Annotated in this window: 14 protein-coding genes; 2 read left to right on the top strand and 12 right to left on the bottom strand. The window is 44.2% G+C overall.

What is annotated here, in order from left to right:
* Positions 1 to 627: 627 nt before the first annotated feature.
* From LKE40_10730 to LKE40_10675, 12 genes are all read right to left on the bottom strand, one after another.
* A complete protein-coding gene (locus LKE40_10730; GenBank protein MCH3917902.1) occupies positions 628 to 1,293 on the bottom strand; it encodes a GntR family transcriptional regulator in 666 nt (221 codons plus the stop codon).
* A gap of 292 nt (positions 1,294 to 1,585) precedes the next feature.
* Positions 1,586 to 2,350, bottom strand: a complete 765-nt coding sequence (gene nudC, locus LKE40_10725) for an NAD(+) diphosphatase (protein MCH3917901.1) — start codon at positions 2,348 to 2,350, stop codon at positions 1,586 to 1,588.
* 88 nt (positions 2,351 to 2,438) lie between these two features.
* Positions 2,439 to 3,122, bottom strand: a complete 684-nt coding sequence (locus LKE40_10720) for a D-lyxose/D-mannose family sugar isomerase (protein ID MCH3917900.1) — start codon at positions 3,120 to 3,122, stop codon at positions 2,439 to 2,441.
* Entirely contained in the window at positions 3,100 to 4,128 is a 1,029-nt protein-coding gene (locus LKE40_10715) for a carbohydrate kinase family protein (GenBank protein ID MCH3917899.1), read from the bottom strand. The genes LKE40_10720 and LKE40_10715 overlap by 23 nt, the downstream gene beginning before the upstream one ends.
* 3 nt (positions 4,129 to 4,131) lie before the next feature.
* Positions 4,132 to 5,013, bottom strand: a complete 882-nt coding sequence (locus LKE40_10710) for a class II fructose-bisphosphate aldolase (protein MCH3917898.1) — start codon at positions 5,011 to 5,013, stop codon at positions 4,132 to 4,134.
* A 10-nt stretch (positions 5,014 to 5,023) separates the two neighbouring features.
* The gene (rbsC, locus tag LKE40_10705; protein ID MCH3917897.1) at positions 5,024 to 5,998 is read right to left on the bottom strand and encodes a ribose ABC transporter permease; all 975 of its coding nucleotides are present in this window, start codon (positions 5,996 to 5,998) and stop codon (positions 5,024 to 5,026) included.
* A 42-nt stretch (positions 5,999 to 6,040) separates the two neighbouring features.
* Positions 6,041 to 7,522 (bottom strand): sugar ABC transporter ATP-binding protein, encoded by a 1,482-nt coding sequence (locus LKE40_10700; protein ID MCH3917896.1) that lies wholly within the window; start codon positions 7,520 to 7,522, stop codon positions 6,041 to 6,043.
* Between the two features lie 75 nt (positions 7,523 to 7,597).
* Positions 7,598 to 8,554 carry a sugar ABC transporter substrate-binding protein gene (locus LKE40_10695; GenBank protein MCH3917895.1) on the bottom strand — a complete coding sequence of 319 codons (957 nt, stop codon included), beginning with the start codon at positions 8,552 to 8,554 and terminating at the stop codon, positions 7,598 to 7,600.
* Between the two features lie 100 nt (positions 8,555 to 8,654).
* Positions 8,655 to 9,980 carry an extracellular solute-binding protein gene (locus LKE40_10690; GenBank protein MCH3917894.1) on the bottom strand — a complete coding sequence of 442 codons (1,326 nt, stop codon included), beginning with the start codon at positions 9,978 to 9,980 and terminating at the stop codon, positions 8,655 to 8,657.
* Entirely contained in the window at positions 9,977 to 10,654 is a 678-nt protein-coding gene (locus tag LKE40_10685) for a response regulator transcription factor (GenBank protein ID MCH3917893.1), read from the bottom strand. The genes LKE40_10690 and LKE40_10685 overlap by 4 nt, the downstream gene beginning before the upstream one ends.
* Complete coding sequence (locus tag LKE40_10680) at positions 10,632 to 11,942, bottom strand: sensor histidine kinase (GenBank protein MCH3917892.1); 1,311 nt, start codon at positions 11,940 to 11,942, stop codon at positions 10,632 to 10,634. The genes LKE40_10685 and LKE40_10680 overlap by 23 nt, the downstream gene beginning before the upstream one ends.
* Positions 11,942 to 12,901 (bottom strand): sugar ABC transporter substrate-binding protein, encoded by a 960-nt coding sequence (locus LKE40_10675; GenBank protein MCH3917891.1) that lies wholly within the window; start codon positions 12,899 to 12,901, stop codon positions 11,942 to 11,944. Before LKE40_10675 ends, LKE40_10680 begins: the two co-directional genes overlap by 1 nt.
* A gap of 229 nt (positions 12,902 to 13,130) precedes the next feature.
* Between LKE40_10675 and LKE40_10670 the strand changes: the two genes are divergently transcribed.
* Both LKE40_10670 and LKE40_10665 read left to right on the top strand, forming a co-directional pair.
* Positions 13,131 to 14,576 carry a sodium:solute symporter family protein gene (locus LKE40_10670; GenBank protein MCH3917890.1) on the top strand — a complete coding sequence of 482 codons (1,446 nt, stop codon included), beginning with the start codon at positions 13,131 to 13,133 and terminating at the stop codon, positions 14,574 to 14,576.
* Positions 14,577 to 14,709: 133 nt separating this feature from the next.
* The gene (locus LKE40_10665) at positions 14,710 to 15,276 is read left to right on the top strand and encodes an NUDIX domain-containing protein (GenBank protein MCH3917889.1); all 567 of its coding nucleotides are present in this window, start codon (positions 14,710 to 14,712) and stop codon (positions 15,274 to 15,276) included.
* Positions 15,277 to 15,539 lie beyond the last annotated feature (263 nt).

Raw genomic sequence — 15,539 nt, 5'->3', positions numbered from 1 at the left:
TCGAAATGATATACCTGATATATCATTTTGTCAAAAGTTTTTTCTCACTTTCCATATAATAATTAATTTCTTAACATATAAGATAATATTATAGCAACTAGGCGAAAACCCATCTTCTTCATTCTAAACTGACCCAAGTTTGAAAAATAAATATCAAGAGACCAGCGCCTTTCTAAAAGGACAAAACATCATCAAGTTCAGCAATTAATTAGCAAACGAATAACTAAATGAATGAATGTTTTCCAGTCAAAGGAAAACTGAAAAGTTCTGTGGAACAACAGATCATGAAATAGAACTTTTCCAATAAAAGAGCTCCCTACCTCAGGTAATGCAACGAGATAAAATCAAAGTGTTATCGAAAGGGAAAATTCAGGGCTACAATCGAAATCTTGATTTAGTATTACAGAAAAACCCAAAGACACCTCCTATTTCTTTTTATAAAATATAAAAGGAAACAGACAGGAACTAATGATATATCTGCTAAACTTTTCCCATTTTTTCTTCTAAATAGGCAAATATAAAAACCCAAGTTTACTTGGATCCATCTGTTGCTCCTAGAAGAAATAATACAAATATCTTCTTTTTGACAAACCCCATTCTGGAGTTATTCCAAGCAAATACTAAATATCATTTATCAGATAGTGCTTGGTTGAAACTTTCAAGCATCGGCCCCATTGAATCTTTGATATGTATTCTCATTGCTTCTTCGGCAATATCCGGATCGTGCAAAAATATCTTATCCAAAAGAAGACCATGCCATCTGCGATGTGTAATAGGATGTTTACGTCTGGAAATTATAGCATTAAACAACAACCATGTGAAATTAATTTTTTTTAATCCAGAAACCAAAGAGGGATATCCTGTTGCTTCTGCCAAAGCAAGATGGAACTCAAGATGTTTATCATTTGTCTTTTCCGGATTATCCAAGGTATACCGTAAAAGATCCAGTTCATCTGCTATTGACCTCAAGTCTATTTCTGTCTGCTCAGAAATATGTTGGGAAAGGATTCTTGCAACTTGACATTCAATTGCTTCTCTAAAGGCAAACATATCTTTTATTTTGTCTTCTGTAGGTGTAGTGACAGAAGAACCTAAGTATGGTCGATATTCAACCAAACCGTCTTGCTCCAGACGTTTCAAAGCTTCCAACACAGGAATAGAGCTAACACCAAGTTCAGCTGCAATTTGTCTTCTGGATAAGCGCATTCCTGGAGGATATGCCCCAGTAATTATTTTGTGACTGATTTCTTCATATACAGTTTCTGCATTTGTCTTGTAGATGTCTGTGTCCATTTAGTTCCTAATACCTGGCAATTATGGTGTACAGGAAATTCCCAATTTTTTGTTATCCACCACATAAAATATAGTATAATAATACCATGTAAACCGGAACAAAGCTAGTCTGTAAGAGGGGAAAAGGAATTTATGCTGAATGTTAAAGAAAAAATCCTGCCAAGTTCAGAAAGACAAGAACCCTAAGGGAATCAGCATTATGGCAAGGAAATTCAAAAGGATCTGTACAAATAGTTTTTTTCTCCGAAACATTTTATAATCATATCATCAAATGTCGGAAAAACAAATGTATTCACTGGCTTTGAGAAGCAAAAAAATCGTCTATGATGGCTCTGGCTATGGTACCCACCTTTGGAATTGAAGGAGGCAGATGATCTGCCGTATACCAACCGGCATCAAGCAATTCGGTTCCATCCGGTATAACCTCTCCCTCGGCATATTCGGCAGTAAAGCCCATCATAAGAGAATTAGGGAAAGGCCAAGGCTGAGAAGCAAAGTAGTGTATATTGTGTACACGTATACCGACTTCCTCCATCACCTCTCTTGCAACTGCAAGCTCACAGGTCTCTCCAAGTTCAATGAAACCTGCAACAAGGCTGTACAAACCTTCCGGAAAATGGGCATTGTGAGCCATCAACAAAGAATTGCCTTTCCTTATTCCCACTATTATGGCACATGCTATCTCAGGGAACCACTGATGTTTGCAACTGGGACAAGTCTTCGACTTGTCTTCCTGCAATGGAAGCAACTCAGCGCCACACAGGCCACAGAACCTATGCCCATGGTCCCAATTGGAAATTGCCTTGGCTTGGCATATAAGGGCATAGGTTTCCCTGCTCATCCTAGAAGCATTGGCCCGCAGATTCCCATAGACCAGACCATTGACCTCAGGAAGTGCCGTGGAACAGACAAGATAGGTTTCCTTTGATCCCAGCAAAGGAAACAACTGCAGCTTTTTCAGCCAAGATTCTGGAAGATCTTTATCTTCCGGCAAATAGCAGGCATTTCCATGCAGAGCAAGCAGCACAGAGTCACCTTGCAAGATGATGTAGTTCATGTAGAATCCTCTTGCATGAAGATAACAGGTTTCTGCAAACTTATCCACTGCCCAAGAAAATAAAATCAATCGGGGCCAGCATCAATAATCAGCGCTCTACCTCAGGATATTCAGTGCAAAGCAACCTGTAAGGAGCTTCATCTTCGATAATTGAAGGAAACCTGGGAATATCCTCAAAGAAACAGTTGTCAGTCTCGTCGTCGTTGCAACGTGACACTTCCCCTATCATGACATCCCCACTGCCTTTCTCGATTGCAAAACTATGATATTGATATGGCCAGAGCGTAATGCTTTCTCCAGGGCACAGCCTTACGGCAGTCCCTGCCTTTACGATATAGGACCTTCCGTCGGAATTGACCATGACATCATTGTCCAACTTGTTTCTTGCTTCATCTCCATTGTAGACAGTAATAAGCAAGTTACCACCACCTCGGTTGATGATATCCTCACTCTTGAACCAGTGATAATGCAGAGGTGCCGTCTGCCCATCTTTCAACATGATAAGCTTCTCTGCATATACCTTCCTGTACTTCGGATCTTTCTGGTTACCGTTCCTGAGAGTAATAAGTGCAAAACCGGTTCTATCGAAATCCTCATAGCCGAAATCAGTAATATCCCAGCCCAATCGATTGTCACGGATCTCATCATATTCATGGTTCTTCGTCTTCCACTGTTCAGGAGACCAACGGCAGAACGGAGGCAAGGAAATGTGATATGCATCTAGCATTGTTTCCATGTCCCTGATTACTTCATTGATCTTTGATCTCTTCATAAGGCTCAGCTCCTTTGTATGCAGCATATACCTGCATGACTTCCTTGACACATCTCAGACCATCCGTCCCATTGCTTTCAAAAAGAGAGCAACCGGCAACGGCCGAAGCAAACTGCAAGGCCTCCTGCAAGCTCTTCTGCTTATAAGCCGAATACAGTATGCCCGCACAGAAGGCATCACCGGCACCTGTCGTACCTTTGATCCGGCTTCTTGGAATATCGAGGCTCGCAACCTTGAAAATCCTGCCGCTGCTACAATCAAGACCATAGCTGGCCTGGGCACAATGGATGACCACCCATCTGGCTACACCCATATCTTTCAGACATTTCAGTGCCTTGACCATATTGCCTTCATGGACAACACCATCCATCAATACCGGAATTCCGGTAACAGCAGAGGCCTCAATCTCATTTATGGTGCAGAAATCTGTATAGGCAAGAGCAGGAGGTACCACCGTTGCCGCCCTAGGACCCGTTTCAGAAACTACATCAATTGAAGTAAGGAATCCTCGCTTTCTTGCTTCATGCAGGATCTTTGCACCCACAGTACCATACTCAGTATCGGCAGCATCGACCTTTGCCAGCAACAATAGATATTCCAGTTGGAAGATATCGGCATCGATGGCCTCCCAATCGATATCTTCATAGGAAAAAGTATCGCTGGCCCCGGGAAAATAAAAGAATGTCCTGGTCTTGTCCTCTCTGGCATCCATCACCAGCGTCAGAGATGTATCACCACCGTCCTTGATACCCGAAACATCGATATTGCCATACTTGGCAAAACCTTCCCTCATGAACCTGCCATCGGTACCGGCTCCGACGATACCACTTACCTTTATCTTCAGCTGGGTATCCAACTTGGCAAGGTCAATGATGAGATTGCCGGCACCTCCGATGGTCTGTTCCCCTGCAGAAACCTTTACCAACGTACTCTTGCGAGGATAAGCGTCCATGACAAAATGCTTGTCAAGAATCAATGATCCTACGACCGCTATGCCTTTGTCCATATATCATTGCAAGGAAAATATCCTCATAGCTTCAATCAAATTACCCTTCATGGCCTTCATGGCAATGCCAGGAATATCATGGAAGAAGATATTTTCCTCATCCTCCTTTTCTGTGATGAACTGACGCACAGCTGTACCTCCGCAGAGCGTCATATAGGTGTAGTAATTTATTTTTCTGATGCCATTGCGTATGGCAGTCTGGAATTCTTCCTTGCTCAAGCCTGATCCACCATGCATGACCAAAGGGATATTGACAGCCTTCCTTACAGCACTGATCCTATTCAGATCGAGCACAGGTTTCTTGACATAGATACCATGTGATGTACCAAAGGCAATGGCAAGGGCATCTACACCTGTCTTCCCAACGAAATCCTTGGCTACTGCAGGATCAGTATACACATCTGCAAGGTCAGAGAAGTCCTCGGCCGTCTCAACATCCTGACTTACTTCACTGATCCCGTTCCTTGACGTAAAGATATGTCCAAGTTCAGCTTCAACGGATACGCCCACACTATGGGCGGCCCTGACCACTGCACTTGTTTCTGCAATGTTGCCTTCCAGACTCTTGGCTGAGGCATCGATCATTACGGACGTGAACCCCAGTCGTATGGCAGACATACATTGTTCAAACGACCCGCCATGGTCCAGATGCACGCAGACGGGAACCGTAGCCTTATGTGCTTCATGCAACATGATGAAAGCTGCATCCTCCATGCTCAGATAAACATGGTGTACCGGAGCATAATTCATAATGACAGGCATATCAAGTTCCTCTGCAGCTCCTATTATGGCCTTTGCCGATTCCCAGTTCGGTACATTGAAAGCACCTGTTGCAATCCCACGTGATTCAGCATGTTCCATTATCGTCTTCAAATTTACCAGCATCATACACCTTCTATTTCTTATTCTTGTTCCGCATGAAATCAATGAACACTGCCAACAGGATGACAGCACCTTTGACTACATACTGCCAGAATGAGTTGACATTCATCAAATTCAGGCCGTTGTTAAGATAGCCGATTATCAGAGCACCTATGATGGTACCTCCGATCTTGCCGCTGCCGCCTGCCATGGAAGTACCACCGACAACAACAGCTGCAATGGCATCCATTTCAGCTCCTTGACCTGCGGTAGGCTGACCGGAATACATCCGGGAAGCCAGCACGACACCTGCCAAGCCGGAAAGCACTCCAGCAAAGACATGTACCCAGAACTTTACTTTGGCGGCATCAATACCGGAAAACCTCGCAGCCTGAGCATTGCCACCGACTGCATATATATGCCGGCCGAACCTCGTATTGTCCATGAGAAGCGTCGTAATTATCAACACGATTACGAGGATGACGACAGGGGTAGGAAACGGTCCTATATATCCCGCACCGATGAACTGCCACTCCTTGCTTACGACCCTGACCGGAGAACCACCTGTATACACATAGGCAAGGCCCCTGCAGATATTCATCGTAGCCAATGTTACGATGAAGGAAGGAATGGTTGTCTTTGCAATTACCACACCGTTGAAAGCTCCTACTATCAATCCTATCAGCAAACCAAGCAACAATGCAACAGGAATAGGCAATGAATACCGCGCTACTCCGGCAGCAGCCACACATCCTGACAAAGCTATTATCGAACCGACAGACAAGTCAATTCCTCCGAGGATAATGACCATTGTCATACCACAGGCAAGATAGAGGTTTGTAGAAATCTGCCGCAGGACATTGAACATATTCCGGGAAGTCATGAACGAATCATGTGTATGGGGATTACTTGCCAAGAAAGCAAACAACACAAGGAATGCAATGATGATTCCTAGATTCTCTTTGAAATACTGTTTTACACCGTTGTTGAACCTTTTGCCCAAGCTCATTTCCAGCAGTGCATTTTCTGAAGCTGACATAACTCTCTCCTTCTATTCTGCAGCCAATCGCATGATCTTTTCCTGCGTAAGTCCGTCGTGTTCCAGGCAACCTCTGGTCACCCCATGGGCCATTACATAGACCCTGTCGCTCATATTGATGATTTCAGGAAGCTCAGAAGATATCATGACGATTGCCATACCCTGCTTTGCCAATTCATTCATGATGGCATAGATCTCTGCCTTTGCTCCGACATCGACACCTCTGGTAGGTTCGTCCAAGATCAAAAGGTCAGGCTTTGTTGCCAGCCATCTGCCGATCATGACCTTCTGCTGGTTACCTCCGGACAGATTGCTCATCCGCTGTTCCTGGGAAGGAGTCTTCGTATTCATCACATCGATGTAATGTTGGGCAATCCGGCTTTCTTCTTCCCTGTCCACGGCTATCCCATGGATGAAATTTCCCAAGACCTCGATGGTTGAATTGAACCTGACTGACTGGATATGATACAGTCCCTCCAGTTTCCGGTCTTCAGGGACAAGGGCAATCCCGCAAGCCAAAGCTTCTACCGGAGATGACAGCCTTTTCTTCTTTCCTTTTATCCAGACATCTCCCGTATACTTCTTGGTCAACCCAAAAATGCATTGGACTGTCTCGGACCTGCCAGCTCCGACTAGTCCGGCCATACCGACGATTTCACCCTTGCGGACTTCCAATGAAGAATCGAGCACCATATTGTTGTCACACAGATGCTCACATTTAAGTACTATTTCACCCGGTACTTGGTAATCCCTGGTATAGTAAGATGACAGCTGTCTACCGACCATCATGGAAATCAATTCATCCTTGGATGTTTCCTTGACAATCTTGGTACCGACATTCTGCCCATCCCGAAGTACCGTGACCCGGTCACAGATTTCTCCCAGCTCACTCATCTTGTGGGAAATGTAGATTATACCGATTCCCTTCTTGACAAGAGTCCTCATGATGGAGAACAGAAAGGTCACTTCCTTATCTGAAATCGAGGATGTCGGTTCATCCATGACCAGTATCCTCGAGTTATAGGAAATGGCCTTGACAATCTCAACCATCTGCTGTTGGGCAATGGAAAGGTTGACTATCAATTCTGTCGGTTCAAAATCAAGGTTATAATCCAGAAGCAATTTCTTGGTATCACGGTTCATCTTGAATTTGTTGACAAAACGGCCTTTCATCGGTTCCCGTCCGAGAAAAATATTTTCGGCAACCGTCATGTATGGGACCAGTACCAATTCCTGGTGGATGATTGCTATACCGTTCCTATGGGCATCATGGACATCATTGATCTCCACTTCCTTGCCATCTATGTATATTTTCCCTTCATCTTTCTTGTAGATTCCGCCCAAAACCTTGATAAGGGTCGATTTGCCTGCACCGTTTTCTCCGAGCAATGCATGGACTTCACCGGCTTCCAGCTCAAAGTCAATTGCCCTCAGTGCATAGACACCGGGGAATCTCTTGTGAATATCTACCATCCGTAGCAAACAATCATTCATTACGTTGTTTCCTTGTACATGATGAAAGTGCCTCACGGCACTTTCATCAACTTTCAGTTCATCAGATCATCAAGCCTACTGCCAACCATCAACGCCATACTTGGCGACATTGTCTGCAGTGATAAGGAACGTAGGTACAGGATATCTGGCATCGACCTTTTCTCCTGCCATGATTTTATACATCAGATCGACGGAAGTCTTTGCAATGGAAACCGGAGACTGGGCACCGGTACCTTCAATGAGCGTATGTCCGCTTGCAAGTTCTTTTTTGATATCAGGCGAACCATCAACACCATAGATCTTGCAGTTCTTGATATCTGCTGCGTTTGCTGCAGCCAAGGCTCCAAGAGCCGTCGGGTCATTGCCGCCGAAGATCGCAACTACATCAGGATGGGCCTGGAGCAGGTCCTCTGCGATGTTCATTGCTTTTTCAAGGTTGCCCTTTGCATCCTGCTGTGCCACGATATTGAAATTATGTCCCTTGATGGCATCCATGAAACCGTTGGTCCTGTCAACGACAGAATTCATGGTCGGGGAATCCAATACGATGATATCACCGCCATTGGGGCACTTCTTTACCATATCTTCGCCACAGACATAACCGGCATGGTAGTTATCTGAACCGGTATAGGTGGTTACGTAGCTCATATCGGCTACTTCCGTATCGAAATTGACAATGGGAACACCGGCATTCTTGAGCATGTCCAATCCAGGAATGATTCCTTCTGCTTCTGCAGGATTAAGGAACATACCGTCGATGTTCTGGGCCACGACATCCTCGATCTGCTGGATCTGTCTTGTCACATCATTTGCAGGATCGACAGAAATCAATTCGTCTCCTCTCGCCTCGACCTCATCCCTGATGGTCTTCTCAATAATGACAAAGAAAGGATTTGACTGATCCATGCAGGTAAAACCAAACTTATAATGTGTCTCGCCTGAGGAAGAAGCCTGGGGTTCTGAGGAACCTTGGGCAAATACTGAGCCGATTGCAAGGGATGCAATCATCAATGCACATACGAATTTTTTCATATGCTTCTCCTTTTTTTCTTGATACATCCGATTATGAAGGAGAAATATGAAAACGCAATTGGCAAATGTAATCAGTTGGACCATGACAAATGTAATATTGTCATTCAATGAGTTTCAGGATATCCCTCTGGAACTTACGCAAGGAACTTTCTGCGTTTTCATCTTCCGAAATGATATGTTCTATGGTATTGTTGGCAAGGGCCATCAATTCATCATACTTGCTGAAGACCGGGCAGAACATGCTGTTATCCAGGACCTGTATGATCAGGTTGCTGTCATAGTTCATGTCATTCTCGGCCATCTTGTCCTGCATGATCTTTTCCACCTGCGGAGAACTGGCAGCTTCTTTCAGGGCTGAGGCACCATGCCCATAATTGTAGATGTCCAGCTGTATCTCGGAATCAGCAGTAAATGTCTTGAGAAGGCGATAGGCCAACTGTTCATGGCTGGAATTGCTGCTGATACCCATCAGCAGGGAATCCGCTACCGATACATTGTCCCCTGATGGTCCGGCAGGCAAAGTAATGAAACTCCAGTTCAGATCCATATATTTTTCGATTTTGTAAGGATATGTCGTATACGTCTTATACTCTGCAAAGGTAAGAGGCATAAAAGCAACTTTTCCCATGTCAAAGTCATCCTTGGTCAACTTGATGTCATTGTTCAGGTCATTCAGACGTTGCATGAACTTGACAGCTTCGATGACACCGGCATCATTGAAATAAGCCTTGCTGCCATCCCTGTCAAAAAGCCTGGCTCCGTTGGAATACACGGCATCGGTCCATTTGTAATTACAGACACCGAAGATATCCTTCTGCCCATCTCCATCCAAATCCCTTGTCAGATGGTAGCAAAGGTCATAGAAATCATTCCATTTCCAGTCCAAGGAAGGTACATCATACCCCTCACGCTGCAGCAAGGTCTTGTTTACAGCCATCAGCTTCGGGTTTACCTCAAACGGAAGTGCATATTGGCGCCCGTTCATAGACCCTGAACTGTAACCGAACGGAAAGAAACTTCCAGCATTTATTTCCGGATCACTGCTGATCAAGTCTCCTAGGTTCCTGAGTACCTTCAAGGAAATGAGCATGTTGAAATCGCGGCTGGGAATAATCATGACATCGGGAGTCTCACCTTTCAGAATCCTTTCACTCAGCCATTCGCTGTAATCAATCATCCTGACACCGGACTCATAATGAACGTGTACACCAGGATTGTTCTGTTCAAATTTTTCAATGGCCTTGTCAACCAACTTATAGTAGTCTTCATCAGTGACATCCCAATAAGGACCTGCGAAGACACCCAGCTCAAGTACGATATCCTTACCTTGCGTCTGGCGGGTATAGGACAGCAATGCATACAGACAGATTGAAAGCAATGAAGCGACAAGGACGGCAACCAGCAGGAATGAATTTTTAATTTTCATGGCTTCGGTTTCAGCAACTTGTTTTCAATTGCCCAGATTGCAAGCTGGGTCCTGTCGCGCAGTTCAAGCTTCGTCAGGATATTGGAAATGTAATTTCTGACAGTTCCTTCCGAAAGAAACAGTTTTTCAGCTATTTCTTTGTTTGAAAGGCCTTTTTCAACTTCACGTATCACCTTCCAGTCAGATGAAGACAACGTACTGACATCTGCTTTGTCGATGATGATGCTCTGGCTGATATTCTCCCCTAGATTGGCCAACTCAGAAAAAAGACGTACGACCTTCGCCTGTATGTCAGGATTGATCATAGCCTGCCCTTCATGGACGATCCGAATGGCATTTATCAGCTCATCCATGGATACTCCTTTGAGCAGGTAGCCACTGGCTCCATAACGCAGGGCATCATAGACATATTCATCATCATCGAAAGTCGTCAGGATAATGATCTTGATCTGAGGATACTGTTCCTTTATCTGCCTGGTACATTGGACACCGTCCAAGTTCGGCATCCGTATATCCATCAGAATGACATCAGGTTTCTTTTCCTTCACGCTCTGGATTACCTGATATCCGTTCCCTACGCTGTCTGTCACTTCAATAGTCTCGGTCTGTTGCAAGACAATTTTCAGACTTTCACGAATCAGCTGCTGATCATCAGCTATCAATACTTTTATCATTACCTCCCTCCACCCTTATGGGAATGATGGCCTTTACTGCAAAACCGTCGTCAGAAACAAACTCAATACTTCCATCAAGCATCTCAATGCGCTCTTTCATATGCGCAGTACCGAATCCCGGAACCATATGCTGACAGCCACAACCATTGTCCCTGACCAAGATAAGCAGATTCCCATCCTTTTTTTCCAATGTAATATCCACGACAGTCGCATGACCATGCTTGATTGCATTCGTCAGGCTTTCCTGCACCACCCTGAAAATGGCATTTTCCTCATCATTCTCAAATTCCAGTTTTTCCTCACAGGTATAGTGAATCACGATACCTGTTGCATTGACAGTCTTATCCACCAGATGGCTTATCTGTTGGCTCAGCCTATGGGATCCCAAGGTATCAGGCCGCAGAGCACTTACCGACCTTCTTATATCGGCAATACCTTCCCTTGCAACTGTCGACACTGTCTGCAACTGCCTTTTTGCCTGGGAAGGATTATTGTCAATCAATGTCAAAGCTGCATCAATACCAATGGAAATCGACATAAGGGAATGGCCTATGGTATCATGGATTTCCCTGGCAATCCTATTTCTCTCTCTGGTCTCACCCATCTTTTCCTTGATGTCCGCCAGTTTCTTCAGCTCTTTGTTGGCATCACTGAGCTGCGAATACAGATGGTTTACTTCTTCTATGATACCTTCCTGTTCCTGAATTACCAGGATGCAGAAAATGATGAAGACGATCAGGTTCAAGGCAGAAAGGGAATAATAGAGAATAAAAAGCAATGTCCTGGTAAATGATTGATAGACTACGAAATATTTTTCAATTGAAAAGAGCGGTGTATAGATGGACAGCAAGCCATAGTTTGAAAAGATATACCCTGCAATGCCGATGCCGATTGCCAGGAACTTCTTCGGAGAATTCACATAGTAGACAAAATTAGCTATGATCCATAGGATAATACCATTGTAATTGAAATCTTCAAAGACCATAAGCAATATCGTCGCAGCAGAATCCAGCAACAAGGTCACCGTAATCTTATCAGTTTCGGAAGGAATGACAAATTGCCTGAGCAGGAAATTAAACAGCAATACAGCAGACAAGGCAAAGACAAGGAAATAATTGCCGTTTGGATTCATGGGTATTGCCTTCACTTCAAACAGAAAGGAGCTGGCAGCACCAAGCATGCAGATATACTGTGTCGTATTCCGTATGACAATGGCAATGAACATGACTGCAAGTATGTTTATCAACAGAAGCAGATATTTGATTTGTCTGAGGTTGCTTACATTCATCACTGCCACCCCGATATATCAAAATCATCGACATTGTCAGAAGTAATGAGCTTGACAGGTATGAGAATCTGCTTGGGAACTTCCTTGCCTGCCAATATCTCATAGGCAATATGTGCGGATTTCTCCCCTATCTCAATGGGAAACTGTGCACTGGTCCCATCCATGTAGCCCTGCTTGACCATTGCTTTGCCCAACGGAGAACCATCGATGCCATAGATAAGCTTATCAAGCCCTATGTTTGTCTTCTGCATAGCCGCCAGTGCTCCCAGAGCCGTAGGGTCATTGCCACCCAGGACTATGTCAAACGGAATCTTATAATCAAGGAACTTCAGCATGGCATCCATGGAAGCTTCCAAAGTAACGACTGTCGTTGTCTTATATACGACCTTGAAATCCTTATGGGATTTTGCAATCGTCTCTTCAAAGCCTCTGACTCTTTCATACGTCGAAAAGATACTGTCGTGGGAAAGGATGACAATCCGCCCACTGTCCCTTTTCGAAATGACATCATTGGCAATCTGGACACCTGCCAGATAGTTGTCGGAAAGAATTATGGAATCGACATAGGAAGTATCGAATACATTGGTATCGACATTGACCACAGGGATCCCTGCATTCCTGCAGGCAACCAAAGCAGGCATCACTCCTTTCCAATCTACGGGATTGATGAACAGCAGATCTATGCCTTGGGCCAGCATATCATAGATCTGCTGGTTCTGCTTCTCCTGGTTCTGGGCAGGGTTACGGGCAATGAGCCTGTCACCGTTTGCTTCGATTATCTCCTGCATGGAAGAATTCAGTTCCTCAAAGAAAGGATTGTCCATCGACATATAGGTTGCACCGAAGGTAACATGCTCCTCCATTTCAGCCTGTTCCTTCTTTATGAACTGATTGAAGAAGACAAGCATAAGCACGACAGCAATACAGGAGGCGATGACTTTGACCATATCATGTTTCATCATATCCTCCTTATCTGCCAAGTATAGAGGAGGAACAGCAAATTGTAAATTTCTTTTAATTCAAGCATTCACCCTGGTTATGTATGGGAAGTCTAATACCAATCAATTGCAGTTTACATACTAAGCACAAGACAACAAGATTGTGATACATATATGAAATATTCTTGACCTGATATCAAATTTGTGTGGTATACTTCTCTATCAAAATAACTAAGGAGAGCAAAAGAAAATGAACATGATGATTATTTCCATCGTAATAATCTACATGCTTGCAATGTTGGGAATTGGTTTCTATTCTTCAAAGAAAATCAGTACGAATACTGATTTTATGATTGCCGGCAGAAGGCTGGGACCATTCCTTATGGCCGGAACATTGGCAGCAACTGAAATCGGCGGAGGATCCTCACTGGGAGTCGTTGCAAATTCCTATGGTAGTTGGGGTGCCAGTGCTGCCTGGTATATCATCGCAATGGGCATTGCCTTTGTCATTCTTTCTTTCATCGCCCCCCATATCCGGCAGGCAGAAGTCAAGACAGTCCCCGAATACTTCAGACGCCGATATGACAAGGCTTCAGGTACTTTCTGTGCCATCATCATGATCCTTGCACTCATAGGACTCACGGCAGCCCAGTTCAAAGCTTCAGCCTCAATCATCGAAGTCATGCTGGGACTCAATAAGACCACAGCACTGGCAATAGTTACCATCGTCATCACCGTATATGCCATCATGGGAGGACTATGGTCAGTCACCCTTACTGATTTCATACAGGTATTTCTTATCGTAATAGGTATGAGCATAGCTATTCCGTTTGCACTGAAACTCTGCGGAGGCTGGACTGCCATACGGCAGACTATCCCTGCAGACCACTTCAGCTTGACAAAAGGTATCGGAGGCTGGGGCCAGATCATAGGCTACGTCATCATGTACATCGCTACGTTTGTCATCGGGCAGGAAGCTGTTTCACGATATTATGCAGCCAGGAACGGCAAAGTTGCAAAACAAGGCTCCATCATCGCTGCAATCATCAACTTTGTCTTCGCTTTCATCCCTGTCATCCTTGGCCTGGCAATGCTTTCCCTCAACAACCAAGGAATGCTTGGTGCTTCTGTAGAAGATGCATTGGCCCACAATACCCGTTATGCATTGCCGGCCTTGGCTATCACCAGCATGCCTGCACTTGTATGCGGCATACTCTTTGCCGGTATCATCAGTGCAACGATGAGCAGTGCAGATTCCGATCTGCTGGGTGCAGGATCAATGTTTTCCAATGACATCTATCATATATTCTTCAGAAAGAAGGCAAGTCAAAAGGAAATCATGATCGTTACCAAGATTACCATGGTCATCATCGGTATCTTTGCCTTTGTCGTTGCAGATGTTGCAAGCAATATCATCACGTTGCTTGCTTTTTCCTTCACCCTGAGAGCTGCAGGAACATTCTTCCCATATGTACTGGGACTCTATTGGAAAAAGGCTTCAAATGCTGGATGCAGTGCTTCAATCATCGGAGGCAGCATACTGTTCTTCATGATGGAGTATAAGTTCATCCCAAGCATTCCAGGTCTGAATGACATCATTCCTGCCCTGGTTTTCTCCTTGATCCTCTTCATCATATTCTCCTATGCCATGCCACCAAAGACAGAGACCTTGGAACTGGCTCCTGAAGAAGACTGAAGAAAAAGATCCTTTTCATATTGAAATGAAATTCCGGTACAACGGTACTTGCCGTTGTCCGGATATTTTTTCCCCAGACAACACGAGATTCCCCTGCTTTCCATTGCCTGTACATTGGATTATCATCAAAGTCATGAAAAACTTGACTTTTTGCCCAGATTGCGGAAAACAGATGCTGTCTTACAAAGACAACAAAAAATGGGTCTGCAGTGCTTGCGGACTGACTCTTTACAACAATGTGGCTGCCGCCGTAGCCTTGATCCTTACCTTTCAGAAGCAAGGCAAAGAACAGGTACTGCTGGTCACCAGAGGAAGGAATCCCCGCAAGGGCTATCTTGCCTTGCCGGGAGGATTCGTCGATCCAGGAGAAAGTGCCGAACAAGCTGCGATTCGGGAATGTAGGGAAGAAGTATCTTTGATACCACAAAACCTGCATTATCTGACCAGTGCCCCCAATACATATGAATATAAGGATATCACATATATTACCTGTGATATGTTCTTCAGTGCTAATGTTGATGTCGGGAAATCCGATTTTATTTCATCCCTTCGACCAGAAGAAGCTGATGAAATCAAAGGTTACAGGCTATGTCCGATAGACACCTTTGAAGCCATAGAAGCCATTCCACTTGCATTTCCTTCTGCACGGATAGCCTTGGAAACCTATTTTCGACAGCGCATGGTAGTAGCACAGAAATAATAACTTATCAAATGTTACCATTTGTCACGAATTTTGCCACACAGAAAAAATTTTAAATTTTTTTGATACCATAGGATTTCAATTATGTATGAATTATGTCTAAATATAAAAGATTCGGTACCTATCCATGAATTTTTCCAAAATTGTCTTCCCTTGCAAAAAATATAAATATACACAACAGATTCTTTGTCACATCGAAATATAATGTTTCCCTTGCTGGTTTTGTATAAGCAGGCCAAAATACGTTCATTCACTAATAACAA

The sequence above is a fragment of the Spirochaetia bacterium genome (genome assembly GCA_022482625.1).
Classification (GTDB): domain Bacteria; phylum Spirochaetota; class Spirochaetia; order Sphaerochaetales; family Sphaerochaetaceae; genus Pleomorphochaeta.
The sequence above is the reverse complement of the archived record's forward strand: the minus strand, read 5'-3'. Positions and strand labels throughout refer to the sequence as shown.

What these genes read in the sequence shown, in the direction of transcription:
- LKE40_10730 (MCH3917902.1), bottom strand. Translation starts at nt 1,293, where the DNA reads ATGGACACAGACATCTACAAGACAAATGCAGAAACTGTATATGAAGAA.
- nudC (MCH3917901.1), bottom strand. Translation starts at nt 2,350, where the DNA reads ATGAACTACATCATCTTGCAAGGTGACTCTGTGCTGCTTGCTCTGCAT.
- LKE40_10720 (MCH3917900.1), bottom strand. Translation starts at nt 3,122, where the DNA reads ATGAAGAGATCAAAGATCAATGAAGTAATCAGGGACATGGAAACAATG.
- LKE40_10715 (MCH3917899.1), bottom strand. Translation starts at nt 4,128, where the DNA reads ATGGACAAAGGCATAGCGGTCGTAGGATCATTGATTCTTGACAAGCAT.
- LKE40_10710 (MCH3917898.1), bottom strand. Translation starts at nt 5,013, where the DNA reads ATGCTGGTAAATTTGAAGACGATAATGGAACATGCTGAATCACGTGGG.
- rbsC (MCH3917897.1), bottom strand. Translation starts at nt 5,998, where the DNA reads ATGAGCTTGGGCAAAAGGTTCAACAACGGTGTAAAACAGTATTTCAAA.
- LKE40_10700 (MCH3917896.1), bottom strand. Translation starts at nt 7,522, where the DNA reads ATGAATGATTGTTTGCTACGGATGGTAGATATTCACAAGAGATTCCCC.
- LKE40_10695 (MCH3917895.1), bottom strand. Translation starts at nt 8,554, where the DNA reads ATGAAAAAATTCGTATGTGCATTGATGATTGCATCCCTTGCAATCGGC.
- LKE40_10690 (MCH3917894.1), bottom strand. Translation starts at nt 9,980, where the DNA reads ATGAAAATTAAAAATTCATTCCTGCTGGTTGCCGTCCTTGTCGCTTCA.
- LKE40_10685 (MCH3917893.1), bottom strand. Translation starts at nt 10,654, where the DNA reads ATGATAAAAGTATTGATAGCTGATGATCAGCAGCTGATTCGTGAAAGT.
- LKE40_10680 (MCH3917892.1), bottom strand. Translation starts at nt 11,942, where the DNA reads ATGAATGTAAGCAACCTCAGACAAATCAAATATCTGCTTCTGTTGATA.
- LKE40_10675 (MCH3917891.1), bottom strand. Translation starts at nt 12,901, where the DNA reads ATGAAACATGATATGGTCAAAGTCATCGCCTCCTGTATTGCTGTCGTG.
- LKE40_10670 (MCH3917890.1), top strand. Translation starts at nt 13,131, where the DNA reads ATGAACATGATGATTATTTCCATCGTAATAATCTACATGCTTGCAATG.
- LKE40_10665 (MCH3917889.1), top strand. Translation starts at nt 14,710, where the DNA reads ATGAAAAACTTGACTTTTTGCCCAGATTGCGGAAAACAGATGCTGTCT.